Genomic DNA, 22,746 nt, shown 5'->3' with positions numbered 1-22,746 from the left:
CCCCGCCCGCGCGCCGTGCTGCCTCTGGGTGTCCCACTTTCACCACAGGCTGACACACGGCGACCTTCCGTGGAAAAAGTCAGACTTTTAATTTTGAAGGCGTCAGACCAGCCCCTTCGCTCCTATCGAGGACTTCTTGAAGATGAGCACGCAGACAGCGGACAGCTTCGAATGGACCGATCTCGACCGGCGTGCCGTCGACACCGCCCGCCTGCTGGCGGCCGATGCCGTGCAGCGGGTCGGCAACGGTCATCCCGGCACTGCGATGAGCCTGGCGCCGGCCGCCTACACGCTCTTCCAGAAGGTGATGCGGCACGACCCCGCCGACCCCGAGTGGACCGGCCGTGACCGCTTCGTCCTCTCCCCCGGCCACACGTCGCTGACCCTCTACACGCAGCTCTACCTCGCCGGGTACGAGCTGGAGCTGGACGACCTGAAGGCGTTCCGCACGCACGGCTCCAAGACGCCCGGGCATCCCGAGTACGGGCACACGGCCGGCGTGGAGACCACCACCGGCCCGCTCGGCCAGGGTGTCGCGAACGCGGTCGGCATGGCGATGGCCGCCCGCTACGAGCGGGGCCTGTTCGACCCGGACGCCCCGGAGGGCGAGTCGCCCTTCGACCACACGATCTGGGCGATCGTCTCCGACGGCGACCTCCAGGAGGGCGTCTCCGCCGAGGCCTCCTCGCTGGCCGGCCACCAGAAGCTGGGCAACCTGGTCTTCCTCTACGACGACAACCACATCTCCATCGAGGGCGACACCGCGACCGCGTTCTCCGAGGACGTGCTGAAGCGGTACGAGGCCTACGGCTGGCATGTGCAGCGGATCGCGCCGCGGGAGGACGGCGACGTCGACGTGCACGCGCTGTACGCGGCGCTGACGGCGGCGCGGGCGGAGACCGGGCGGCCCTCGATCATCGCGATGCGCACGATCATCGCCTGGCCCGCCCCGAACGCCCGGAACACCGAGGCCTCCCACGGCTCGGCGCTCGGCGAGGAGGAGGTCGCCGCCACCAAGCGCCTCCTGGGCTTCGACCCCGAGAAGACCTTCGAGGTCTCCGACGAGGTGCTGGCCCACACCCGCAAGGCCCTGGACCGGGGCGCCGACGCGCACGCCGCCTGGGACAAGCGGATCGCCGCCTGGCGCGGCGAGCACCCGGAGCGCGCCGCCACCTTCGACCGCGTCAGCAAGGGCGAGCTGCCCGAGGGCTGGGAGGACGCCCTGCCGGTGTTCGAGCCGGGCAAGGCGGTCGCCACGCGTGCCGCGTCCGGCAAGGTGCTCCAGGCGCTCGGCGCGGTCGTGCCCGAGCTGTGGGGCGGCTCGGCCGACCTGGCCGGCTCCAACAACACCACGATCGACAAGACGTCGTCGTTCCTGCCGAAGGGCAACCCGCTGCCGGAGGCCGACCCGTACGGCCGCACCGTCCACTTCGGCATCCGCGAGTTCTCCATGGCCGCGGAGATGAACGGCATCGCCCTGCACGGCAACACCCGCATCTACGGCGGCACCTTCCTGGTGTTCTCCGACTACATGCGCAACGCCGTCCGCATGTCGGCCCTGATGCAGCTGCCGGTGACGTACGTGTGGACGCACGACTCCATCGGCCTGGGCGAGGACGGCCCGACCCACCAGCCGGTGGAGCACCTGGCCGCGCTGCGGGCCATCCCGGGCCTGAACCTCGTACGCCCGGCCGATGCCAACGAGACCGCGGTCGTCTGGGCCGAGATCCTGCGGCGGCACAGCACCGCTCCGGCCCCGCACGGCCTCGCGCTCACCCGCCAGGGCGTGCCCACCTACCAGCCGAACCCGGACGCGGCGCGCGGCGGTTACGTCCTCGCGGACTCCTCGACCGAGGTGCCCGAGGTGGTGCTGATCGCCACCGGCTCCGAGGTGCAGCTCGCCGTCGCCGCCCGCGAGGCGCTGGAGGCCGAGGGGATCGGCACGCGCGTGGTGTCGATGCCGTCCGTGGAGTGGTTCGAGGAGCAGCCGCGCGCGTACCGGGACAGCGTGCTCCCGCCGTCCGTGAAGGCGCGTGTCGCGGTCGAGGCCGGGATCGGCCTGACCTGGTACCGGTTCGTGGGCGACGCGGGACGCATCGTCTCCCTGGAGCACTTCGGCGCCTCCGCCGACGCGAAGACCTTGTTCGCCGAGTACGGCTTCACGCCCGAGAACGTGGTCGCCGCCGCCCGGGAATCCCTCACCGCCGCGCGCGGTTGACCGAACCGCCAGAAAGAAGATGATCACTGTGACCGAAGCGACCGCGAGCGCGGGAGCACTCCAGCGCCTGTCCGACGAGGGCGTGTCGATCTGGCTCGACGACCTGTCCCGCCGGCGGATCGAGTCCGGCAACCTGGCCGAACTGGTGGCAACGAGGAACGTCGTCGGCGTCACCACCAACCCGTCCATCTTCCAGGCCGCCATCGGCTCCGGCGAGGGCTACGAGGAGCAGCTCGCCGACCTGGCGGTGCGGGGCGTGACCGTCGACGAGGCCGTCCGGATGATGACGACCGCCGACGTCCGGGCCGCAGCCGACGTGCTGCGGCCGGTGTACGAGGTCACCGGCGGCCGGGACGGCCGGGTGTCCATCGAGGTCGACCCCCGGCTGGCGCACGACACGGCGGCGACCGTCGCCGAGGCCCGGCAGCTGGCCTGGCTGGTGGACCGCCCGAACGTGATGATCAAGATCCCGGCGACGAAGGCGGGCCTGCCGGCGATCACCGAGGTCATCGGCGCGGGTATCAGTGTGAACGTGACGCTGATCTTCTCCCTGGAGCGCTACCGCGAGGTGATGGACGCCTACCTCGCGGGCCTGGAGCGGGCGCGGGCGGCCGGTCTCGACCTGTCCGCCATCCACTCGGTCGCGTCCTTCTTCGTCTCCCGCGTCGACTCCGAGATCGACAAGCGGCTGACGCTGCTGGGCACGGACGAGGCGCTCGCCCTGAAGGGCCGGGCGGCCCTGGCCAACGCGCGGCTCGCCTACGAGGCGTACGAGCAGGTCTTCGCCGGGCCGCGCTGGCAGGCCCTGGGCGGCGCCCGCGCGAACCGGCAGCGCCCCCTTTGGGCCTCCACCGGTGTGAAGGACCCCGCCTACAAGGACACCCTGTACGTGGACGAGCTGGTCGCCCCCGGCACGGTCAACACCATGCCGGAGGCCACGCTGAACGCCGTCGCCGACCACGGTGACGTCCAGGGCGACACCGTCACCGGCGGTTACGCCCAGGCCCGTGCCGACCTGGCGGCCGTCGAGCGGCTCGGGATCTCGTACGACGAGGTGGTGCGGCAGCTGGAGAACGAGGGTGTGGCGAAGTTCGAGGTGGCCTGGCAGGACCTGCTGGACGCGGTCACCAAGTCCTTGAACGACAAGGGAGTTGACGCGGAATGAGCGAGGGGATCCCCCAGACCGCCGAACAGGAGACGAAGGGGACCAAGGAGGACAAGGAGGCCCGGGCGGCCCAGGAGGCGGCCGGGGTCGAGCAGACCGGGGTGAGCGGCACGGCCGAGCCGGCCGGGGACGAGCAGGCCGGCGCCGACGGCACGTCGCAGTCCGCCCCGCGCACGGACCACGCCGACGCCGACTTCACCAACCCGCTGCGCGACGCGCGCGACCGCCGTCTGCCCAGGATCGCGGGGCCGTCCGGGCTCGTCATCTTCGGCGTGACCGGCGACCTGTCCCGCAAGAAGCTGATGCCGGCCGTGTACGACCTGGCCAACCGCGGCCTGCTGCCTCCGGGCTTCTCGCTGGTGGGCTTCGCCCGCCGGGACTGGGAGGACCAGGACTTCGCGCAGGTCGTGCACGACGCGGTCCGGGAGCACGCGCGGACCCCGTTCCGCGAGGAGGTCTGGCAGCAGCTGGCCGAGGGCATGCGGTTCATCTCGGGCGACTTCGACGACGACACGGCGTTCAAGCAGCTGCGCTCCGCCGTCGAGGAGCTGGACGCCTCCCGGGGCACCAGCGGCAACTACGCGTTCTACCTCTCGGTGCCGCCGAAGTTCTTCCCGAAGGTCGTCCAGCAGCTGAAGAAGCACAAGCTGGCCGACGCCCCGGAGGGCTCCTGGCGCCGCGCGGTCATCGAAAAGCCGTTCGGACACGATCTCGACAGCGCCTGCGAGCTGAACGCGATCGTGCACGACGTGTTCGATCCGGAGCAGGTCTTCCGTATCGACCACTACCTCGGCAAGGAGACCGTCCAGAACCTCCTGGCGCTGCGCTTCGCCAACCAGATGTTCGAGCCGATCTGGAACCGGTCGTTCGTGGACCATGTGCAGATCACCATGGCCGAGGACATCGGCATCGGCGGCCGGGCCGGGTACTACGACGGCATCGGCGCCGCCCGTGACGTGATCCAGAACCACCTGCTCCAGCTGATGGCGCTGACCGCGATGGAGGAGCCGGCCGCCTTCGACGCCGCCTCGCTGCTGACCGAGAAGCTGAAGGTCCTGCGGGCCGTGAAGCTGCCGGAGAACCTGGGGCTGCACACCGTGCGCGGGCAGTACGCGGGCGCCTGGCAGGGCGGCGCGAAGGTCCGCGGCTATCTGGAGGAGGAGGGCATCGACCCGGCCTCCACGACCGACACCTACGCCGCGATCAAGCTCCAGGTGGACAACCGCCGCTGGGCCGGCGTCCCCTTCTACCTGCGCACCGGCAAGCGGCTCGGGCGCCGGGTGACGGAGATCGCGGTGGTGTTCCAGCGGGCCCCGCACTCCCCCTTCGACTCCACCGCGACCGAGGAGCTGGGCGCCAACGCCATCGTCATACGCGTCCAGCCGGACGAGGGCATGACGGTCCGGTTCGGCTCCAAGGTGCCGGGCACGTCGATGGAGATCCGGGACGTGACGATGGACTTCGCCTACGGCGAGTCGTTCACCGAATCGAGCCCGGAGGCGTACGAACGGCTGATCCTGGACGTCCTCCTGGGCGACGCCAACCTGTTCCCCCGCCACCAGGAAGTGGAAGAGTCCTGGAAGATCCTCGACCCGATCGAGCGGTACTGGGCCACGCACGGCCGGCCCGCGCAGTACGCCTCGGGCACCTGGGGACCCGAGGAAGCCGACGAGATGCTCGCACGAGACGGACGGAGCTGGCGCAGGCCATGAAGATCGACCTGACCGACACCACGGCAAGCAAGATCAACAAGGCGCTGGTGCAGGGTCGCCGCGCCATCGGCACGCCGGCCGTGGGCATGGTCCTGACGATGGTGATCGTCACGGACGAGGAGAACGCCTACGACGCGATCAAGGCGGCCGAGGAGGCCTCGCACGAGCACCCCTCGCGCACCCTGGTCGTCATCAAGCGGCACGCCCGCACCCCGCGCGACCGCCAGTCCTCCCGGCTGGACGCCGAGGTCCGGGTGGGCGCCGACGCGGGCACCGGCGAGACGGTGATCCTGCGGACCTACGGCGAGGTGTCCGACCACGCCGACTCGGTGGTGCTGCCGCTGCTGCTGCCGGACGCGCCGGTGGTGGTGTGGTGGCCGGTGGACGCCCCGGAGGTGCCCTCCAAGGACCCGCTCGGGGCGCTGGCGCAGCGGCGGATCACCGACCTGTACGCCGTCGAGAACCCGCTGGAGACCCTGGAGTCCCGGGTCCGCTCCTACGCGCCGGGTGACACCGACCTCGCCTGGACCCGGCTGACGCCCTGGCGCTCGATGCTGGCGGCGGCGCTGGACCAGGCCCGGGCGAAGGTGATCTCGGCGGCCGTGGAGGCCGAGGCCGAGAACCCGGCGGCCGAGCTGCTGGCCCGCTGGCTGGAGGCGCGGCTGCACGTCCGGGTCGACCGGGTGGTCACCGCCGGGCCGGTCGTCACCGCCGTACGCCTGGGCACGGAGAACGGCGAGATCCTCATCGACCGGCCCGAGGGGCCGCTGGCCACGCTGACCCTGCCGGGGCAGCCCTCCCGCACCCTCGCGCTGAAGGTCCGTGCCACCTCCGAACTCATCGCCGAGGAGCTGCGGCGCCTCGACGCGGACGAGATGTACGCCATCGCCCTGAACGGCGAGGCAACCGAGGAGACCCCCGCTCATGTCTGACTCCCCCGCCGGCTCCCCCCGGCTCACCCGGCGGCCCGAGTGGACCGCCCTGGAGGACCACCGCAAGGACGCCCTGCCGCAGCCGGACCTGCGTGAGCTGTTCGCGGCGGACCCGGGGCGCGCCGAGCGCTACGTCGTGCACGTGGGCGACCTGCGCATCGACTACTCCAAGCACCTGGTCACCGACGAGACGCTGGCCCTGCTCCAGGAGCTGGCGACCGCCACCGGCGTGTTCGGGCTGCGCGACGCCATGTTCCGCGGCGAGAAGATCAACACCACCGAGAACCGGGCCGTGCTGCACACCGCGCTGCGCGCCTCCCGGGACACCGTGATCGAGGTCGACGGCGAGAACGTCGTCCCGGGCGTGCACGCCGTGCTCGACAAGATGTCCGACTTCGCGAACCGGGTGCGCTCCGGGGAGTGGACCGGGCACACCGGCAGGCGGATCCGGAACGTCGTCAACATCGGCATCGGCGGCTCGGACCTCGGCCCGGCGATGGCCTACGAGGCGCTGCGGCCGTTCACCGCCCGGGAGCTGACGTTCCGCTTCGTGTCGAACGTGGACGGCTCCGACCTGCACGAGGCGGTCCGGGACCTGGACCCGGCGGAGACGCTGTTCATCGTCGCGTCCAAGACCTTCACCACGATCGAGACGATCACCAACGCGACCTCGGCGCGCTCCTGGCTGCTGAACGGCCTGGGAGGTGACGAGAAGGCGGTCGCCAAGCACTTCGTCGCCCTGTCGACGAACAGCGAGAAGGTCGCCGAGTTCGGCATCGACACGGCCAACATGTTCGAGTTCTGGGACTGGGTCGGCGGCCGCTACTCCTACGACTCCGCGATCGGCCTGTCCCTGATGATCGCGATCGGCCCGGACCGCTTCCGGGAGATGCTCGACGGCTTCCGCATCGTCGACGAGCACTTCCGCAACGCCCCCGCCGAGGCCAACGCCCCGCTGATCATGGGCCTGCTCGGCATCTGGTACGGCAACTTCCACGACGCCCAGTCGCACGCGGTGCTGCCGTACAGCCACTACCTGTCCAAGTTCACCGCCTATCTCCAGCAGCTCGACATGGAGTCCAACGGCAAGTCGGTGGACCGCGACGGGAACCCGGTGGAGTGGCAGACGGGGCCGGTGGTGTGGGGCACGCCCGGCACCAACGGGCAGCACGCCTACTACCAGTTGATCCACCAGGGCACCAAGCTCATCCCGGCCGACCTGATCGGCTTCGCCCGTCCGGTCGCCGAGCTGGGCGACGAACTGAAGGCGCAGCACGACCTGCTGATGGCCAACCTGTTCGCGCAGGGGCAGGCGCTCGCCTTCGGCAAGACCGCCGACGAGGTGCGCGCGGAGGGCGTGCCCGAGGAGCAGGTGCCGCACCGCACCTTCCGGGGCAACCACCCCACCACGACGATCCTGGCCACCGAACTGACCCCGTCCGTCCTCGGCCAGCTGGTCGCCCTCTACGAGCACAAGGTGTTCGTGCAGGGCGCCGTCTGGAACATCGACTCCTTCGACCAGTGGGGCGTCGAACTCGGCAAGGTGCTCGCCAAGCGCGTCGAGCCCGCCCTGACCGAGGGCGCTGACGTCCCCGGTCTCGACCCGTCCACGGCCGCGCTGGTGGCCGCCTACCGCAATCTTCGGGAAGTGAACTGACATGCAGATCGGTCTTGTGGGTCTCGGCAAGATGGGCGGCAACATGCGCGAGCGCCTGCGCAACGCCGGCCACACCGTCGTCGGCTACGACACCGACCCCGGGAAGTCGGACGTCTCCAGCCTGGCCGACCTGGTCAACCAGCTGGAAGCGCCCCGCACGGTCTGGGTCATGGTCCCGGCCGGCGGCCCCACCCAGCACGTCATCGACCAGCTCGCGGGCCTGCTCAAGCCGTACGACACCGTCGTCGACGGCGGCAACTCCCGCTGGACGGACGACGAGAAGCACGCCGAGGAGCTGAGCAAGCGCGGCATCGGCTTCGTCGACGCGGGCGTCTCGGGCGGCGTGTGGGGCCTGAAGAACGGCTACGCCCTGATGGTCGGCGGCGAGAAGGAAACCGTCGACCGGCTCCGGCCGATCTTCGAAGCGCTCAAGCCGGAGGGCCCGTACGGCTTCGTCCACGCGGGCCGGGTGGGTGCCGGGCACTTCGCGAAGATGGTCCACAACGGCATCGAGTACGCGATGATGCAGGCCTACGCCGAGGGCTGGGAGCTGCTGGAGGCCGTGGACTCGGTGGACAACGTCCGCGAGGTGTTCCGCTCCTGGCAGGAGGGCACCGTCATCCGCTCCTGGCTGCTGGACCTGGCGGTGGACGCCCTGGACGAGGACGAGCACCTCGAAGGGCTCCGGGGGTACGCCCAGGACTCCGGCGAGGGCCGCTGGACGGTGGAGGCGGCGATCGACAACTCCGTGCCGCTGCCCGCGATCACGGCCTCGCTCTTCGCCCGGTTCGCCTCCCGGCAGGACGACTCGCCGCAGATGAAGATGATCGCGGCGCTGCGCAACCAGTTCGGCGGCCACGCCGTCGAGTCCGCGAAGAAGGCGTAGGGCGTGGGAGATCTGCTGCTGGTCCGCCACGGCGAGACCGAGTGGAGCCGGAGCGGACAGCACACCAGCTTCACCGACCTGCCCCTCACCCCGAACGGTGAGGAACAGGCCAAGTCGCTCGCGCCGCTCCTGGCGGACCGTCCCTTCGCGCTGGTCCTCACCAGCCCCCTCGGCCGCGCGGTGCGCACCGCCGAACTCGCGGGCCTGACGGGGGCCGTGCGGGACCCGGACCTGCACGAGTGGTACTACGGCGCCTACGAGGGCGTCACCACCGAGGAGATACACCGCACCCGCCCCGACTGGGACCTGTGGACCGACGGAGGCCCGCCCGGCCCCGACGGCAAGCCGGGCGAGTCCCCCGAGGAGGTCGGCGAGCGGGCCGACCGGGTGCTGTCCCGGGTGGCCGACGCGCTGCCCGAGGGCGATGTGATGCTGGTGGCGCACGGCCACTTCCTCCGCGTCCTGACGGCCCGCCGGCTGGGCCTGTCCCCGGCGGAGGGGCGGTTGTTCCGGCTGGAGACGGGCACGGTCTGCCGGCTGTCGACCGAGCACGGCCGGCCCGTGATCGCGGAGTGGAACACCAGGGCGTGAGCACGACGGCGTAACCCGCCCCGGCCGGAGGTGAGTTGACAGCCTCCGGCCGGGCGCGTCAGAGTCCCCGTCGATGCAGACAGACGACTTGACGGCCGCCGAGGAGCGGGTGTGGCGGGCCTTTCCGCGTGGGGAGGACGTGGACTTCCGCGGGCCGGCCGGCGAGGACCCGGCGCGGGGCGCGGACTGGGGCCCCGAACGGACCGTACGGGCGGCCGTGTTGCGGGCCCTGCTGCTGAGCGCCCCGCAGGAGGACGGGGAGACGGCCGCCCTCCGCGTGGCGGGCGCGCGGATCACGGGCGTGCTGGACCTCAAGTACGGAGAGGTCGACCACGCCGTGCGCCTCAGCGACTGCCACTTCGAGGAGGTCCCCGTCCTGTACGGGACGCGGCTGCGCCAGCTGAACCTGCGCGACTCCGCCCTGCCCGGACTGGACGCCGCCACCCTGCGCGTGGACGGTGTGCTGCGCGTGTCGGACTGCCGGTTCGACGGGCCCGTGCGGCTCGGCGGGGCGCAGATCTCCGGGGCGCTGTTCATGGACGGGGCCGACATCGGCGGACCGCCCGCCGGGCCGCCCGCGCTCCAGCTCAACCACGTGACCATCGGCGACGGCCTGTCGGCGCCGGGTGTGCGGATACGGGGCGAGGTCCGCCTGAACGGCGCCTCGGTCGCCGGGACGATCGACTTCAACACGGCGCGGCTGGAGGCCGGCACCGGCCAAGCCGCCCTCGACGCCGAGACGCTCACGGTGGAAGGCGACGTCCTGCTGCGCGACGTGGACGTGCACGGCTGGATCGGCCTGCGCGGCGCCCGGATCGCGGGCCGTCTCGACCTCTCCCGCGCGCGCCTGGCGAACCCCGGTGGCACGGCGCTGCGTGCCAGCAGCTGCACCATCGGGGAACTCTGGCTGCGCAAGAGCCCTCCCATGGCCGGCACCCTCAACCTGCGCCGCGCCCAGCTGGAGGTGCTGTTCCTCGAACCGGACACGGTCCCCGGTGAGGTCCTGCTCAACAGCCTCGTCTACACCTCCCTCACCCCGCACGAACCCGCCGAGCGGCGCCTGGCGATGCTGGAGCGCGACCGGGAGGGCTATGTCCCGCACGCCTACGAGCAGTTGACCGCCGCCTACCGCCGGATCGGCGACGACGACGCCGCCCGCGTCGTCCAGCTCGCCAAGCAGCGCCGCCGGCGCGGCACCCTGCCCTGGTTCGGCCGGCTGTGGGGCTACGTCCAGGACGCCACCGTCGGCTACGGCTTCCGTCCCCTGCGCGCCGCGGGCTGGCTGGTGTCGCTGCTGGTGATCGGCTCCCTCGCCTACGCGCTGCACCACCCCGAGCCGCTGAAGCCGGACGAGGCTCCACAGTTCAACCCGGTCTTCTACACCCTCGACCTGCTCCTGCCGGTGATCTCCTTCGGGCAGGAGGCGGCGTTCGCCCCCACCGGCGGATACCAGTGGCTCTCCTACGCCCTGGTGCTCACGGGCTGGATCCTCGCCACGACCGTCGTCACCGGCATCACCCGGACCGTCAGCCGCCAGTGAGCGCCCGCACCGCGTGCTGCGCGGCCAGCCGCACCGGGGCGTTCGCGGCGCCGTAGCCCCGGTAGCCGCCGTCGCGCTGGACCAGTTCGAAGAAGACCCGGCCGATCGTACGCGTGTAGCAGTGGCGGAAGACGCCGCGGTCGTCGCGGTCGTAGAGGATGCCGAGCTCGCGGTAGGTCTCCAGCTCGCCGTCGGCGAACTCGAAGCGGGCGGCGAGGTCGTCGTAGTAGTTCGCCGGGACGGGCAGCGGGCTGCCGCCGGCCGCGCGGAAGCGGCGGGCCGCGGCGACCACGTCGTCGGTGGCGAGGGCGATGTGCTGGGCGTGGACGGTGTCGTCCGTGGGCGCGGCGCCGACGGTGAGGGCGATCCGGACCCCGCCGTCCGCGGTGGTGACGGCGCGGCTGCGCAGCAGGCCGTAGGGGTCGGCGACGTCCACGCTCTCCCGCGTGGTCAGGCCGAGCACGCCGCGGTAGAAGAGGGCTGCCTCGTCGAAGTGGTGCCAGGGCTGGGTGAGGGCGAGGTGGTCGATGCCCCGGACGCCCCCTGCGGCCGGGGGCCGGCCGGTGTCCTCGAAGTCGGCACGCCAGTCGGGCAGTTCCGGGCGGCCGGTGGCGCAGAAGAAGAGCTCCGTGCCGTCGGGGGCGGCGACCGCGTCGAGCGGGACGTCCTCGGGTGCCCGGCGGCGCGGCAGGACGGGTGCGAGCAGTGCCTCGGCGCGCCGGGCCGCTCCGGCCGGGTCCGGTGACTCCAGCCCGATGGCGGCGAGCTGGGTGCCGTCGCGGCGGACGGCCGGCCCGGTGTTGACGAGGATCCGGGCGTCGCCCTGCTCCCACAGGGCGACGGGCTTGCCGCGGTGCCGTGCGGTGCGGGTGAAGCCCAGGGCGCCGAGCAGGGCGGCGAAGGGTTCGGCGTCGGGTGTGACCAGCTCGGCGAAGGCGACGCCGGTGGGGACGACGGGCTCGGGCAGGACGGCCCGGCCCACCGCCTCCTGGAGGACCAGCAGGGAGCGCCGGGCGTCGACGGCGGTCGGGCTGGCCTCGGCCTGCCGGAAGACGTCGTTGAAGACCTCCAGGGAGAGCGGTCCGTCGTAGCCGGTGCGCAGCACGTGCCGCAGCATGCCCGCCACGTCGAAACCGCCCTGGCCGGGGAAGCAGCGGTAGTGGCGGCTCCACTGGAGGACGTCCATGGCGAGCAGCGGGGCGTCGGCGAGCTGGAGGAAGAAGATCTTCTCGCCGGGGATGTCCTCGATGCCCTTGGGGTCGGAGCCGCGCGAGAGGATGTGGAAGCTGTCCAGGCAGGTGCCGAGCGCCGGGTGGCCGGCCGTCTCGACGATGCGCCAGGCGTGGTCGTACGTGCTGACGTGCCGCCCCCACGCCAGGGCCTCGTAGGCCACCCGGACGCCGAACTCCCGTGCCAGGTCGGCGAGTCGGCTCAGCTGCTCGGCGGCGAGGGCGTCGTCGTCCACCGCCTGCGGGGAGACGCTGGAGCAGACGAGGACCGTGTCGGCGCCGAGCCTGCGCATCAGCTCGAACTTGTGCCGGGCCCGCCGCAGGTTCCGGGCGAACTCGGCCTCGGGGACGGCCTCCATGTCCCGCATCGGCTGGTAGAGGTCGACGGTGAGACCGAGGTCGGCGCAGCGGGCGCGGATCTCCTCGGGGGTGAGGGGGCTGGCCAGCAGGTCGTTCTCGAAGATCTCCACCCCGTCGAAGCCGGCCCTGGCCGCGGCGTCGAGCTTCTCGGTGAGGGATCCGCTGAGGGAGACGGTGGCGATGGACGTACGCAACGTCGGTGTCCCTTCCTAGTTCGGCGCGCCTACGGCTCCGGCCAGTTCGGTCAGGTCGGCCAGCATCCGCGCGGCGTCGGGTTCCCGCCCGGTGAAGAGGCGGAACGCGTCGGCGGCCTGGAAGGCGGCCATGCCGCCGCCGTCGAGGGTGGCGCAGCCCAGGGCGCGGGCGGTGCGCAGCAGTTCCGTCTCCAGCGGGCGGTAGACCACCTCGGCGACCCACAGCCCGGGGTGGAGCAGTGCGGCGGGCAGGGGCAGGCCGGGGTGGGCCGCCATGCCGGTGGGCGTGGCGTGCACGATGCCGTCGGCGTGCGCGAGCAGCCCGGCCTGCCGGTCCGGGGGCGCGGCGGCGGCCCGGCCCCGGCCGAAGGCGCGGTTCAGGGAGCCGGCGAGGGCCGCGGCCCGGTCGGGCAGGGCGTCGACGACGGTGATGTGTTCGGCGCCGAGGGTGAGGAGCGCGTGCGCGACGGCCGCGCCCGCGCCGCCGGCGCCCAGCTGCACGACCCGCTCCAGGGGCGCTTCGGGCAGGCCGCGGGCGAAGGAGGCGGCGAAGCCGGTGACGTCCGTGTTGTGGCCGACGGCCCGGCCGTCGTCGAAGACGATCGTGTTGACCGCGCCCAGCGCCTCGGCCTGCGGGGCGAGCGCGTCCAGGTGCTCGATGACGAGCTGCTTGCACGGGTGCGTGATGTTGAGCCCGTCGAAGCCCAGGTCGCGGGCGGCCCGCACCAGGTCGCCCACCGCCTCGGGCGGCACACCGAGCGGGTCGATGTCGATGAGCCGGTACAGCAGGCGCAGGTCCTGGCGGTCGGCCTCCCTCTCGTGCAGCGCCGGGCTGAGCGACGGGCCGATGCCGGAGCCGATCAGTCCGACGAGATACGAGTCCTTGGGCACGCGCGCCTCCCGAGCGGCTCACTAATGTACGAACCAGTACGTTAGCTATACCAGTCGAGCACGGACTCGGGAAGACCCACCGGATGGACGGACCCCTGCTTCTACAATCACCGGCACCGGCCCCTCCGCCCGAAGGAACCTGATGACCAGCGTCGAAGAACCGGCACGTCCTGGCGAGCGCATCCGTGACGCCGCCCGCACCCAGGCCGAGATCCTCGACGTCGCCACGCAGGAGTTCGCCCGGGCCGGCTACGACGGGGCCCGGGTGGACGAGATCGCCGCCCGCACGCGCACCACCAAGCGGATGATCTACTACTACTTCGGCGGCAAGGAGCAGCTGTTCACGGCCGTGCTGGAGCGGGCGTACGGCGTGATCCGCGAGGCCGAGCAGCAGCTCGACGTCGACCACCTCGACCCCGTGGCGGCGATCCGGCGGCTGGCCGAGCTGACCTTCGACCACCACGAGCAGCACCCGGACTTCATCCGCCTGGTCAGCATCGAGAACATCCACGAGGCACAGCACATCGCCGGCTCCGAGAAGCTCGGGAAGATCGGTTCCCCCGCCCTGGACGTGATCCGCCGGATCCTGGCGTCGGGCCGGGAGTCGGGCCTGTTCACGGCCGACGTCGACGCCGTCGACCTGCACGCGATGATCTCCTCCTTCTGCTTCTTCCGGGTCTCCAACCGGCACACGTTCGGCGCGCTGTTCGGCCGCGACCTGCTCGACCCGGCGCAGCGCGCGCACTACCGCGCCATGCTGGGCGACATGGTGATCGCGTACCTGACGGCGGAGCGCACGGCGGACTGAGCGCCCGGCACGCGACCCCTTGACACTGGCGGCACGCGGGCGCAGCATCACTGGCCACCGCCTACTAACTATCCAGTGGGTTAATTAGCCGCGATCCGGCATGTCCCCCTCTGCTCGCCCTGTGTCCCGCTCCGCCTACGGTGGAGCCGCCCAAGGAGCCTCCGTGTCCGTCCCCGCCACGCCCCGAGGGGCCGCCGCCCCGCCCGGTCAGCCCAGGAAAGCCGCGACCGCCGCCTGGATCGGCAGCGCGCTGGAGTACTACGACTTCTTCATCTACGGCAGCGCCGCCGCGCTGATCTTCCCCGAGGTGTTCTTCGACGAGTCCGACCCGGCCACCGCGACGCTGCTGTCGCTGGCCACGTTCGGTGTCGCCTATGCCGCCCGCCCGGTCGGCGCGCTGGTGCTCGGACACTTCGGGGACCGGCTGGGCCGCAAGAAGATCATGGTCTTCACGCTGATGCTGATGGGCCTGTCGACGTTCCTCATCGGCTGCCTGCCGACCCGGGACCAGGTCGGCACCCTCGCCCCGGTCCTGCTGGTGCTGTGCCGCGTGCTCCAGGGCATCTCGGCGGCGGGCGAGCAGGCCAGCGCCAACTCCATGACGCTGGAACACGCGCCGCCGGACCGGCGCGGCTTCTTCACCAGCTTCACGCTCAGCGGTACGCAGGGCGGGCAGCTGCTGGCCACGCTGGTCTTCATCCCGGTCGCCGCGCTGCCCGAGGAGCAGTTGCTGTCGTGGGGCTGGCGGGTGCCGTTCTGGCTGAGCGTCGCGGTGGCCGTCGCCGGGTACGTCATCCGGCGCAAGCTGGACGAGACACCGGCGTTCGCCCAGCAGGCGGCCGAGGAGGGCGTCGTGAAGATGCCGCTGCTGGTGCTGGTGCGGGAGCACTGGGCGGACGTGCTGCGGGTGATCGCGGGGGCGCTGATCGCCTCCGTCAGCACGATCTTCACGGTGTGGGCGCTGGCGTACGCCACGAGCGACGCGGTCGGCATGTCCCGCACGGCCATGCTGTGGGTGGGCGCCCTGGCCAATGCGGTCGCGCTGGCCGCGATCCCGCTGTGGGCCACGCTGTCCGACCGGATCGGCCGCCGCCCGGTGTTCCTGATCGGCGCGGCCGGAAGCGCGGTGACGATGTTCCTGTACCTGTGGGCGGTCTCCACGGGCTCCTACCCGCTGACCTTCCTGACGGGCGTCCTCTGCTTCGGCGTGGTCTACAGCGCCGCGAACGGGGTGTGGCCGGCCTTCTACGGCGAGATGTTCGCGACGCGGGTACGGCTGTCCGGCGTGGCGATCGGCACGCAGATCGGGTTCGCCGCGGCCGGGTTCGCGGTGACGTTCGCCGCGCGGATCGCCGGGCCGGGCGGGGACGACTGGTCGGCGGTGGCGCTGTTCACGGCGGCGTTGTGCGTGCCGCCGGTGGTTGCGGCGGTGTCTGCGCGGGAGACTCACCGGGTGCCGACGGAGTTGTTGGGGGAACGTGCTGCCCGTCGGGGCGTTCAGGCCGACAAGGTGACGGTTTGACACCTTGGCTTTCGGGTGCGGGTGCGTGGGGGCTGGTCGCGCCCACGCGGCGGAGCCGCAAGTCGATACAGCCCCGCGCCCCTTAGGGTGCTGCACTTGGCTCTATGCCTTGGTGTGGACGATCTGGATCAGGTTGCCGCATGTGTCGTCCAGCACCGCCGCGGTGGTCGGGCCCATTTCCAGTGGCTCCTGGGTGAACCGCACACCGAGCCCGCGCAGTCGCTCGAACTCCGCCCGGACGTCGTCCACGGCGAAGGACGCGGCCGGGATGCCGTCCTCGACCAGCGCCGTCTTGTAGGGCGGGACGGCGGGGTGGCCGGAGGGCTCCAGCAGGAGTTCCGTGCCGTCCGGGTCCTCCGGTGAGACCACCGTCAGCCACCGGTCGGTCCCCATGGGGACGTCGTGCTTCTTCACGAAGCCCAGCACGTCGGTGTAGAAGCGCAGGGCCTTCTCCTGGTCGTCGACGAAGACGCTGGTGATGTGGATTCTCATGGGGTGTCCTCCGGTGCGCCGGGCCTGAGCCATCGGGTCATGATGCGCTTGAGGGGTTCGGTGTTCAGGTCGTGGAACTTGTAGCGGCCCTCGCGCCGGGTCACGACGAGACCCGCCGATTCCAGCACGGCCAGGTGCTGGCTGACCGCCTGGCGGGACAGCCCGAGGCCGTGCTTGGTCACCAGCCGGGTGCAGATCTCGAACAGGCTTTGGCCGTCTCGTTCCACCAGTTCGTCCAGGATGCGCCGACGCGTGGGGTCGGCCAGGGCCTTGAAGACATCCTCCGCCATGACCCCCACGATAGGCAAGTAGCGACTTGCCTATCAACCGCCGCCCCGAGCTGATGACACTCGCTCACCTGTTCCTGCGCGATCATGAAGTGTTCCTGCACGAGGATGGGGTCGGAGGCGGTCCGGCCGGGGTATGCCGGATCTCACCTCGACGAGCACGATGGAGGAAGAGCGATGGCACAGCTGCGACAAGAGGCCGATCCGGGTGAGGCCGGGCTGGATCCGGAGGCGCTGGGCCGCCTGGACCGGCACTTCGCCGGTCTGGTCGAGGCGGGGCGGCTGCCGGGCTTCCTCGTGTCCGTCGCCCGCGGCGGACGCGTCGTCCACCTCGCCACGCACGGCCTGCGCGACATCGCGGCCGGGCTTCCGGTCGAGGCCGACACCCTGTGGCGGGTCTACTCCATGACGAAGCCGGTCACCGCGGTCGCCGCGCTGCTGCTGGTGGAGGAGGGCCGGCTGTCGCTGGACGACCCGGTCGCCGACCATCTGCCGGCCTTCGCCGACCCGCGGGTCTACGTCAGCGGCTCCGGGTCCGATGTGAAGACCCGCCCGGCCGCCGGCCCCATACTCGTCCGGCATCTGCTGACCCACACCTCGGGCCTGACCTTCGGCTTCTACCACGCCCACCCCGTCGACGCCCTGTACCGCGCGGCCGGTCTGGAGTCGTCCGTCCCGCCGGGCGCGGACCTCGCCGAGACCATCGAGGTCTACGCGAGTCTGCCGCTCCAGTTCGAGCCGGGCACCGAGTGGAACTACTCGGTCGCCAGCAATGTCCTGGGCCGGGTGATCGAGGTCGTGTCAGGACAGCCGCTCGACGCGTTCTTCGCCGAGCGGATCTTCAGGCCGCTCGGCATGACGGACGCGGGTTTCCACGTCACGGACGCGCAGGCGCCCCGGCTGTCCGAGATGTACGGGGAGAAGGAGGGCGGCGGCGGCATCGAGCCCATCCCGGGGCTGCCGCTGCGCGGCCGGCCGCGGTTCCTGTCGGGCAGCGGCGGCATGGTGTGCACGGCGCACGACTACCACCGCTTCATGGAACTGCTGCGCCGCCGGGGCGAGTTGGACGGGGTTCGGCTGCTGGCCCCGGAGACGGTGGACCTGATGACCCGCAACCACCTGCCCGGCGGCGCCGACCTGCGCGCCTTCGGCAGCCGGCCCGCGCACGACGAGCCCGGCAACGAGGGAGTCGGCTTCGGCTTCAACTGCTCCGTGGTGATCGACCCGTCCCGCACGCAGGCGCCGTCCGGGCTCGGCGCCTACGGCTGGAGCGGGGTGGCCACGACGACGTTCTGGGTCGACCCGGGCCGCGACCTGACGGTGCAGTTCATGACGCAGGTACGGCCCAGGACCTCCCACATGGTGTTCCGGGACCTGAAGAGGCTGGTCCACGAGGCCCTGACCGGCGGCACGCCGGTCACCGGTCGACGCGGAGCGTGAACTCGACGCCGTCCCGGGCGAGTTCACGCAGCCACTGCTCGGACCGGTCCGCCGTCTCCGCGGCGCGGTTCAGGCCCGGCGGCAGGGAGCCGTCCAGGACGTGCCGGACGCCCAGGGCGAGGGTGCGCGAGACGCAGCGGGCCATCGCGCTCTCCTCGGCGTCGCCCACCAGGTCGAGGAGGTAGCCGCCCGCCCAGGTCCGTCCCGCCCCGGCCCGCACGTCCAGGGACACGGCGAGGACGACCCGGTCGCGGTCGTCGTCCGTGGTGGGATGGGCGGCGGCCAGTTCCCGGGCCAGGGCGGCGATCCGGGCGTCGTCGCCGGTCTTCAGCTCCTCGAAGACGGCGTCCCAGGCGCGCAGCCAGCCCTCCAGGCGCAGGGTGCCGCGGACGAACGTCCGCGGTGTCCAGGCCTCCGGCAGCCCGTACTGCGCGACGAACGGGACGCTGTCGCGGTTGGGGTAGACCTCGAACGTCTCCCCGTCGACGACATGGCGCCGGGTCGCCTCCCACGGGCGGTCGGCGACGGTCTCGGCACCGCCCTCGATGTAACGGGCCGGGGAGCGCAGGGCGTTGAGGACGCCCAACGGTGCCCAGCTGAAGCGGTAGGTGAAGTCGTTCGGGACGGCGGGGACGCCGCCGCAGTACGACGTGAGGGTGTACGAGGCGGGCGTCCCGTCGCCGACGGCCTCCCGGGCCCGGGCGACGAGGGCATGGGCGAAGAGGTGGTCGATGCCCGGGTCGAGCCCGGACTCGGTGAGGACGACGACCCCGGCCTTCTCGGCGGCGGGCACCTGTTCCAGCACCGCGTCCGACACATAGCTGGAGCACGCGAAGTGCGCGCCCAGCCGTACGCACTCGGCGAGCAGCGGGGCGTGTTCCGGGGCGGGCAGCATCGACACGACGATGTCGCCGGGCGCCAGTTCGGAAGCGAGCGCGGACCGCGTGTAGGCGCGGGGCTCGGCCCGTCCGGCCAGGCCCAGCCGGTCGAGGGCGTCGGCGGCGCGGCTCTCGGTGCGGTGCCAGAGCCGGACGCGCTCGGCGGTGTCGCACAGCGCGGCCAGCCCGCTGCCGGTGGACAGTCCGGCGCCGATCCAGTGGACCGTGCCGCTCGCGGGTACCAGGTCAGTGGTCAAGGGACTCCTCCTCGTCGAGGCCGTGCTCACGGCACGCCTGCCGGAACCGGTCCAGGCAGCGCCCCCACGGCCCGGAGACCCCGAAGTCGAGCAGGTGGGGCAGCAGGGCGGCCGAGAAGTCGGCGCTGGACTCCAGCGGCAGCAGGGAGGGCAGGTTGTCGATGGCGATCAGGTCGAGCGGGGGTTCCTCGCGCAGCCGGCGTACCGGCTCGTCCCAGTCGGTGGTGTCGTCGTACACCGGCAGGACGTTGAGCGGGGAACCGACGTCGCACGTCACGTCGCACAGGGTGCGCAGCCGGCGGCCCGGGGTGTCGAGGTCCTGCTCGCGGAGGAAGGGCGGGACGGGGCTGGTGGCGAGCACCGCGTTCACCATCACGTCGTGCGCCAGCAGGGCGCGGCGGTCCAGGTCGCGGGTCTCGGCGAGGTCCCAGCAGGTCGGGTCCGCACCGGCGGTGGCGAAGGCCGCGCGGGCCCCGCGGCCGCTGCGTCCCAGGGCGCCGATGACCAGGCCGGTGAAGTCGGCGTCGTCGGCGGCCGGTTTGAGCGTCTCGTCCAGTGCGTCCTTCGTCGTGGGCACGAGCGGTGCCCGCAGCCGGCCCCGGTGCTGGAGCACCGCCAGGGCCGCGCCCAGGTAGCCGGCCCAGAAGCCGAAGGCGGCGAGGCGCCGCCCGGTGTCGTCGGCCAGGTACTCCAGGTCGAACAGCGTCCCGCCCCCGGCGGCGAACCGGCGCAGCAGGCCGGCCGCGCCCGGCTGGCCCTTGTAGGCATGACCGAAGAAGATGTGCCGGTGCGTCAGTTCGGCCGGTTCACCGGGCAGTTCCTTCAGGCCGAGCACGACGGCGTCCGGCGGCGCCGTCACCCAGGAGCCCGCGGGGGCGACGCGGCAGCCGGCCGCCTGGTACTCCTCGATCGGGAAGACCCGCTGCGGGGACTCCTCGACGGTCAGTTCCACTCCGTTCTCGACGAGCCGCCGGGCGTCGTCGGGCACGACGGGCGTGCGTCGCTCGGTCGTGCGGGCCTCGTGGCGCAGCCACAGATGGAGCTCGGTCATACCAGGCGGGCCTCCGGACGTGAGGCGTCGGCCGCTTCCGGGCCGACGCTCAAGGGGCGGACGTCCACGAAGCGTACGCGGCCCTCCTACGGGTCGCGCACGAATCCGCCCAGGTCACGTCGGAGAGGACCGGATACCGCCGATACGGGTTCCGGTGTCTCAGGAGGAGCTGACCACCGCGTCCAGGTGGGGCAGGTGGTGGTCGAGGCGCTCCCGCTTGGTGCGCAGGTAGGTGATGTTGTTCTCGCACGGCGGTATCAGCAGCGGCACCTGCTCGGCGACCCGGATGCCGTGGTTCACCAGGGCCTCGCGCTTGCGCGGGTTGTTGGACATCAGGCGGACGGAGCGCACGCCCAGGTCGTCCAGGATCCGGGCGGCCACGCCGTAGTCGCGGGCGTCGACCGGCAGGCCGAGGGCGAGGTTGGCCTCGACGGTGTCCAGTCCCTCCGCCTGCAGGGCCATCGCGCGGAGCTTGGCGAGCAGGCCGATGCCGCGGCCTTCATGCCCTCTGAGGTAGACCACGATTCCGGCGCCCTCGGCGACGACCGCGCGCAGGGCCGCGTCGAGCTGGTCGCCGCACTCGCAGTGCTGGGAGCCGAAGGCGTCACCGGTCAGGCACTCCGAGTGCAGCCGGATGAGGACGTCATCCGTGCCGATCTCGCCGTAGACCAGCGCCACCTGTTCGTCACCGCGGTCATGGTCCAGGTAACCGACGGCCTGGAATTTCCCGTACACGGTGGGCAAAGGGGCATTGACGACGCGTTCCACGCCGGTCCGCTGCGGGGACTTCTTGCCGAGTACGCCAATGTTTTCTGTCATGATTCTCGAGTTCCTAAGCAGAGACGAAAGGCCGTGGAGTGATGAGTGATCTGGTACCGGCGGACACCACGGAAGACATACGGACGCGGGGCGCCGGTGTCTCACGGCAGGTCGCGGTGCTGCCCGTGGGGAGCTTCGAGCAGCACGGTCCGTTCCTCCCGCTGGCGACCGACACGCTCGTCGCCTGTGCCGTCGCGCGGGAGATAGCCGGCGCGTACCCGGTGCACCTCCTTCCTCCGGTGACGATCTCGTGCTCGCACGAGCACGCGGCCTGGCCGGGGACCGTCAGCATCTCCTCGGTGACCCTTCATGCGGTGGTACGGGACATAGCGGATTCGCTCCGCCGGTCCGGGGTCGACGCCCTGGTGGTGGTCAACGGGCACGGCGGAAACTACGTACTGGGCAACGTCGTCCAGGAGTCCTCCGCCCGCGGCGAGCGGATGGCGCTCTTCCCGGCCCCGGAGGACTGGGAGGCGGCGCGGGAGCGGGCGGGTGTGGTCACCTCGCTGCTCACCGACATGCACGCGGGGGAAATAGAAACCTCCATCCTTCTGCACGCTCATCCCGAAATGCTCCGGCCCGGTTATGAGACCTCCGATTTCGTCGCTGACGACCGGCGTCATCTGCTCACCCTCGGCATGTCCGGCTATACCGATTCGGGTGTCATCGGCCGTCCTTCACTGGGTTCGGCGGAAAAGGGGAAGGAACTCCTGGCGAGCCTGGCGGATTCCTTCGGGGCGTATTTCTCGTTGCTGACCTCCGACGGGTAGTCACCTTCCGGTGCGGGGCCGGGTCCAGGGGCCCGTGCGGTGGTCCGGGGCCCGGCGCGCAGGCCCGCGTACCAGCGGGCGACGAGCACGATCAGGCCGGGCAGGCTGGCCACGAGGCTGAGCACGCCGTAGACGACCGCAACGGCGAGCCCCCGGCCGGCGCCGAGGCCCGCGGCGCCGAACGCCCAGGCGGTGACGCCCTCCCGCGGTCCCCAACCGCCGACGTTCAGCGGCAGTCCCATCGCCAGCAGCGCGAGCACCGCGAGCGGCACCAGGACGGCCACGGAGGCGGCGGCTCCGGCGACGCGGGCGGCGAGGACGAACATGGCGACGTAACCTGCCAGGACGACGACGGAGGAGACAACCACTCCGGGGCCGTTGCGCCGGGACAGCAGCCCCTCGCGTGCCTCGGCGAGCATCGCGCGCAGCTTCCGGCCCCGGCGGGAGGGCGCCGCCCGGTTCATGCGCAGGGCGAGGACGACGGCGAGTGCGCCGAGTGCGGCCAGGGCCGCGAGCGGGGCGGCGTGCCGGGCCTGGGCGAGCACCGGGGACGGCATGGTCAGCAGGACCACGGCTCCGACGGCGAACAGCGCGATCTGCCCGGCGGCCCGTTCGAGGACGACGGCCTTCACGCCCCGCCGCACATCCCCCTCGCTCTGCCCGTGCCGGACCGCCCGGTGGACGTCGCCGAGGACGCCGCCGGGCAGGGCCGCGTTCAGGAACAGCGCGCGGTAGTAGTCGGCGACTGCCGGCCCGAACGGCAGCCGGATCCTGAGCCCCCGGGCCACGAGCGCCCAGCGCCACGCGCTGAACACCGTGGTGACGAGCCCGATCCCGAGCGCGAGCAGCAGTGTCACCCCGTCGATCCGACGCAGCCCGTCCAGGAACACACCGGTACCGAGCCGCCAGAACAGCACACCGAGGATGGCCACTCCGGCGACGGTCCCGAGGTGCGTACGCACTGTGCGGGAACCGAGCCGGGCGAGGGCGGCACGGAGGGGGCCGGGCGACGGGGAACCGGCGGGGGTGCGGTCGGTCCCCGGGGTG

General features: G+C 72.0%; 19 protein-coding genes and 1 pseudogene. 12 read left to right on the top strand and 8 right to left on the bottom strand.

Annotation, left to right across the window (positions count from 1 at the left end):
• The first annotated feature begins 142 nt into the window (after positions 1-142).
• The 8 genes from tkt to IE255_RS12650 all read left to right on the top strand — a co-directional run bounded on the left by tkt (position 143) and on the right by IE255_RS12650 (position 10,701).
• On the top strand, positions 143-2,218 hold the full coding sequence (gene tkt / locus IE255_RS12685; RefSeq protein ID WP_190050320.1) for a transketolase: 2,076 nt from the start codon (positions 143-145) through the stop codon (positions 2,216-2,218).
• A 19-nt stretch (positions 2,219-2,237) separates the two neighbouring features.
• Positions 2,238-3,383, top strand: coding sequence for a transaldolase (tal, locus tag IE255_RS12680; RefSeq protein ID WP_190050319.1), 1,146 nt, complete (start codon positions 2,238-2,240; stop codon positions 3,381-3,383).
• On the top strand, positions 3,380-5,095 hold the full coding sequence (gene zwf, locus IE255_RS12675; RefSeq protein ID WP_190050318.1) for a glucose-6-phosphate dehydrogenase: 1,716 nt from the start codon (positions 3,380-3,382) through the stop codon (positions 5,093-5,095). Before tal ends, zwf begins: the two co-directional genes overlap by 4 nt.
• Positions 5,092-6,027, top strand: coding sequence for a glucose-6-phosphate dehydrogenase assembly protein OpcA (gene opcA, locus IE255_RS12670; RefSeq protein WP_190050317.1), 936 nt, complete (start codon positions 5,092-5,094; stop codon positions 6,025-6,027). The genes zwf and opcA overlap by 4 nt, the downstream gene beginning before the upstream one ends.
• Positions 6,020-7,684, top strand: a complete 1,665-nt coding sequence (gene pgi / locus IE255_RS12665) for a glucose-6-phosphate isomerase (protein WP_190050316.1) — start codon at positions 6,020-6,022, stop codon at positions 7,682-7,684. The genes opcA and pgi overlap by 8 nt, the downstream gene beginning before the upstream one ends.
• 1 nt (position 7,685) lies before the next feature.
• The gene (gene gnd / locus IE255_RS12660) at positions 7,686-8,570 is read left to right on the top strand and encodes a phosphogluconate dehydrogenase (NAD(+)-dependent, decarboxylating) (RefSeq protein ID WP_190050315.1); all 885 of its coding nucleotides are present in this window, start codon (positions 7,686-7,688) and stop codon (positions 8,568-8,570) included.
• Between the two features lie 3 nt (positions 8,571-8,573).
• A complete protein-coding gene (locus IE255_RS12655) occupies positions 8,574-9,161 on the top strand; it encodes a histidine phosphatase family protein (RefSeq protein WP_190050314.1) in 588 nt (195 codons plus the stop codon).
• A 73-nt stretch (positions 9,162-9,234) separates the two neighbouring features.
• Complete coding sequence (locus IE255_RS12650) at positions 9,235-10,701, top strand: membrane-associated oxidoreductase (protein ID WP_190050313.1); 1,467 nt, start codon at positions 9,235-9,237, stop codon at positions 10,699-10,701.
• Here the strand turns inward: IE255_RS12650 and IE255_RS12645 are convergent.
• Both IE255_RS12645 and IE255_RS12640 read right to left on the bottom strand, forming a co-directional pair.
• Positions 10,688-12,484 carry a bifunctional sugar phosphate isomerase/epimerase/4-hydroxyphenylpyruvate dioxygenase family protein gene (locus IE255_RS12645; RefSeq protein WP_190050312.1) on the bottom strand — a complete coding sequence of 599 codons (1,797 nt, stop codon included), beginning with the start codon at positions 12,482-12,484 and terminating at the stop codon, positions 10,688-10,690. The two genes, IE255_RS12650 and IE255_RS12645, sit on opposite strands and share 14 nt — an antisense overlap.
• Before the next feature lie 15 nt (positions 12,485-12,499).
• Positions 12,500-13,375 carry a shikimate dehydrogenase gene (locus tag IE255_RS12640; RefSeq protein ID WP_190050311.1) on the bottom strand — a complete coding sequence of 292 codons (876 nt, stop codon included), beginning with the start codon at positions 13,373-13,375 and terminating at the stop codon, positions 12,500-12,502.
• Between the two features lie 142 nt (positions 13,376-13,517).
• Here IE255_RS12640 and IE255_RS12635 point away from each other — a divergent pair, with 142 nt between their 5' ends.
• Positions 13,518-14,183 carry a TetR/AcrR family transcriptional regulator gene (locus IE255_RS12635; protein WP_190050310.1) on the top strand — a complete coding sequence of 222 codons (666 nt, stop codon included), beginning with the start codon at positions 13,518-13,520 and terminating at the stop codon, positions 14,181-14,183.
• A gap of 163 nt (positions 14,184-14,346) precedes the next feature.
• A complete protein-coding gene (locus IE255_RS12630; protein ID WP_190050309.1) occupies positions 14,347-15,705 on the top strand; it encodes an MFS transporter in 1,359 nt (452 codons plus the stop codon).
• Positions 15,706-15,807: 102 nt separating this feature from the next.
• Here the strand turns inward: IE255_RS12630 and IE255_RS12625 are convergent, their stop codons facing one another.
• Entirely contained in the window at positions 15,808-16,197 is a 390-nt protein-coding gene (locus tag IE255_RS12625; RefSeq protein ID WP_190050308.1) for a VOC family protein, read from the bottom strand.
• Positions 16,194-16,487 carry an ArsR/SmtB family transcription factor gene (locus IE255_RS12620; protein WP_190050307.1) on the bottom strand — a complete coding sequence of 98 codons (294 nt, stop codon included), beginning with the start codon at positions 16,485-16,487 and terminating at the stop codon, positions 16,194-16,196. The genes IE255_RS12625 and IE255_RS12620 overlap by 4 nt, the downstream gene beginning before the upstream one ends.
• Positions 16,488-16,661: 174 nt before the next feature.
• On the opposite strand from IE255_RS12620, the gene IE255_RS12615 reads away from it, so the two are divergent.
• On the top strand, positions 16,662-17,924 hold the full coding sequence (locus tag IE255_RS12615; RefSeq protein ID WP_190050306.1) for a serine hydrolase domain-containing protein: 1,263 nt from the start codon (positions 16,662-16,664) through the stop codon (positions 17,922-17,924).
• Here the strand turns inward: IE255_RS12615 and IE255_RS12610 are convergent.
• From IE255_RS12610 to ribA, 3 genes are all read right to left on the bottom strand, one after another.
• Positions 17,902-19,059 (bottom strand): saccharopine dehydrogenase family protein, encoded by a 1,158-nt coding sequence (locus tag IE255_RS12610; protein WP_190050305.1) that lies wholly within the window; start codon positions 19,057-19,059, stop codon positions 17,902-17,904. The two genes, IE255_RS12615 and IE255_RS12610, sit on opposite strands and share 23 nt — an antisense overlap.
• Complete coding sequence (locus tag IE255_RS12605) at positions 19,049-20,110, bottom strand: saccharopine dehydrogenase (protein WP_190050304.1); 1,062 nt, start codon at positions 20,108-20,110, stop codon at positions 19,049-19,051. The genes IE255_RS12610 and IE255_RS12605 overlap by 11 nt, the downstream gene beginning before the upstream one ends.
• Positions 20,111-20,269: 159 nt before the next feature.
• Positions 20,270-20,929: a GTP cyclohydrolase II gene (gene ribA, locus IE255_RS12600; protein ID WP_190050303.1), complete on the bottom strand. Its 660-nt coding sequence runs from the start codon at positions 20,927-20,929 to the stop codon at positions 20,270-20,272.
• A gap of 41 nt (positions 20,930-20,970) precedes the next feature.
• Between ribA and IE255_RS12595 the strand changes: the two genes are divergently transcribed.
• A complete protein-coding gene (locus IE255_RS12595; protein ID WP_190050302.1) occupies positions 20,971-21,699 on the top strand; it encodes a creatininase family protein in 729 nt (242 codons plus the stop codon).
• Between the two features lie 158 nt (positions 21,700-21,857).
• Here the strand turns inward: IE255_RS12595 and IE255_RS40120 are convergent.
• Positions 21,858-22,589, bottom strand: a pseudogene (locus tag IE255_RS40120) (lysylphosphatidylglycerol synthase transmembrane domain-containing protein); the annotation flags it as partial.
• Positions 22,590-22,746 lie beyond the last annotated feature (157 nt).

Origin of the sequence: Streptomyces lomondensis, from assembly GCF_014651035.1 — a bacterium.
Lineage (GTDB): Bacteria > Actinomycetota > Actinomycetes > Streptomycetales > Streptomycetaceae > Streptomyces > Streptomyces lomondensis.
Note: the sequence above shows the minus strand (reverse complement) of the source record. Positions and strands in the feature narration are given on the sequence as shown.